Genomic DNA, 2188 nt, shown 5'->3' with positions numbered 1-2188 from the left:
CAGGGGGCGGGGAAGCAGCGGTGCCGATCGACCCAGGTGAGCGGGGTCTGGTGCGTCCAGGCGCAAGGCGGAGGAGGGAGTCGACGCGATGGGGGTGCCCCCGCGCGAGCGCAGCCGAGCGTGGGGGAGTCGGCAAGTGACGACAACGCCGCAGATGGGCGTGCCAGACCCCGCGCTCGCGCCATGATCCGCCGGACAGGCCCTAGTCGCAGCAGTCGGGGTCCAGGCCGCGGGGCAGCCGGTCGCCGCCGAAGACGGCGCCGGTCGCGTCGTGGCCGCCGAGGGCGGCGACCGCGAGCAGCAGCGAACCGGCGGTCCAGCTGGTCAGCTCCCGCGGCCAGACGGCGTCGTCGTCGAAGACGTAGCCGGTCCAGTACAGGCCGGACTCGTCGTCGCGCAGGTGCTGGACGGACTGGAGTATCTCCAGCGCGCGGTCGGACTCGCCCATCGCCCAGAGGGCCAGGGCGAGTTCGCAGGACTCGCCGCCGGTCACCCACGGGTTGGGCACGACGCAGCGCACGCCCAGGCCGGGCACGACGAAGCGGTCCCACCCGTCCTCGACGCGCTCCTTGGCCTCGGCGCCGGTGACGGCGCCGCCGAGCACCGGGTAGTACCAGTCCATCGAGTACTGGTTCTTGTCGAGGAACCGCTCGGGGTGCCTGCGGATCGCGTGCCGCAGCGCGCCCACCGCCAACTCCCAGTCGGGCTGCGGCTCTTCGCGCTGCTCGGCGATGGCGAGCGCACAGCGCAGGGCGTGGTGGACGGAGGAGCTGCCGGTGAGCAGGGCGTCCGCGGTGGGGGTGCCGTCCTCGGCGCGCCGCCAGCCGATCTGGCCCCCGGGCTGCTGGAGCCGGAGCACCCATTCGACGGCCGCGTACACGGTGGGCCACATCCGGTCCAGGAACGTGTCGTCCCCGGTGGACAGGTAGTGGTGCCAGACGCCGACGGCTATGTAGGCGACGAAGTTGGACTCGCGGGCGCGGTCGGTGACGTCGTCGTGGGCGCCGTCGGCGTAGGCGGCGTACCAGGAGCCGTCCTCGTTCTGGTGGTCGGCGAGCCAGCGGTAGGCGCGCTCGGCGGCCGCGTGCTCCCCGGCGGCGTCGAGGGCCATGGCGGCCTCGGTGTGGTCCCAGGGGTCGAGGTGGTGGCCGCGGAACCAGGGGATCGCGCCGTCGGGGCGCTGCACCGCGAGGATGCCCCGGACGGTGTCGGCGGCCTGCTCGGCGGTGAGGACCCCGGTCAGCACCAGGTGGTCGGTCCGGGGCGTGGTCACGGGGCGTCCGTCCCGGCCTCGTCGAGGCGGGGCAGGTGCGGCTTGGTGGCGTAGGCGACGAAGCTCTTGCCGATCAGCGGGTTGAGCGCCTGCTCGGCCACGCGGGTGGCCAGCGGCTTCTTCATGATGTCCCAGACCAGCAGCTTGTGGTACGCCCGCACCGGCAGCGCCTTGTCGTTGTCGACGCCGAAGGCGCACTTGAGCCACCAGTACGGCGAGTGCAGGGCGTGCGCGTGGTGGGTGCCGTACGGCTTGAGGCCGGCGCCGCGCATCTTGGCGAGGAGTTCCTCGGCGCGGTAGATGCGGATGTGGCCGCCCTCGACCTCGTGGTAGGCGTCGGAGAGCGCCCAGCAGACCTTCTCGGGACCGTACCGGGGCACGGTGACGGCTATCCGGCCGCCGGGCTTGAGGACGCGGACCATCTCGGCGAGGACGCCCTTGTCGTCGGGGATGTGCTCCATCACCTCGGAGATGATGACGACGTCGAAGGACTCGTCAGGGAAGGGCAGCGCGAGGGCGTCGCCCTCCATCGCGGTGGCGGTGGCGCCCTCGGGGGCCTCGCCGGCCTCCTTCATCGCCGCGAACCACTTGGCGACCTCGCGGATTTCCTCCGCGTTCTGGTCGAGGGCCACGACCCGGGCGCCGCGCCGGTAGCACTCGAAGGCGTGCCGGCCGGCCCCGCAGCCGAGGTCCAGGACACGGTCGCCGGGGGCGAGCGGGAACCGGGAGAAGTCGACGGTCAGCACGTGGCCCTGCTTTCGGAGGAGCTTTCGGAAGGTGCCGCGGCACTCGCCACGGCGGCGACGGGGCGGCCGGGCACGGCTGCGGGAAGAGGGCTGACGCGCGGGCGGGCCCGGTCGATCGCCTCGCGGTAGCGCGCCACGGTGCCCTCGGCCGCGCGGGCCCAGGTGAAGC

2 protein-coding genes are annotated in these 2188 nt (G+C 73.4%); both read right to left on the bottom strand.

The window, feature by feature from the left end:
* Window positions 1-202: 202 nt before the first annotated feature.
* The gene (locus GT030_RS21770; protein WP_161202545.1) at window positions 203-1273 is read right to left on the bottom strand and encodes a prenyltransferase/squalene oxidase repeat-containing protein; all 1071 of its coding nucleotides are present in this window, start codon (window positions 1271-1273) and stop codon (window positions 203-205) included.
* Complete coding sequence (locus GT030_RS21765) at window positions 1270-2019, bottom strand: class I SAM-dependent methyltransferase (RefSeq protein ID WP_135785724.1); 750 nt, start codon at window positions 2017-2019, stop codon at window positions 1270-1272. Before GT030_RS21765 ends, GT030_RS21770 begins: the two co-directional genes overlap by 4 nt.
* Window positions 2020-2188: the final 169 nt, after the last annotated feature.

It is taken from the genome of Streptomyces sp. SID1328, from assembly GCF_009865595.1.
In the GTDB taxonomy this organism is placed as follows: domain Bacteria; phylum Actinomycetota; class Actinomycetes; order Streptomycetales; family Streptomycetaceae; genus Streptomyces; species Streptomyces griseoluteus.
This window is presented reverse-complemented; position numbering and strand designations above follow the sequence as displayed.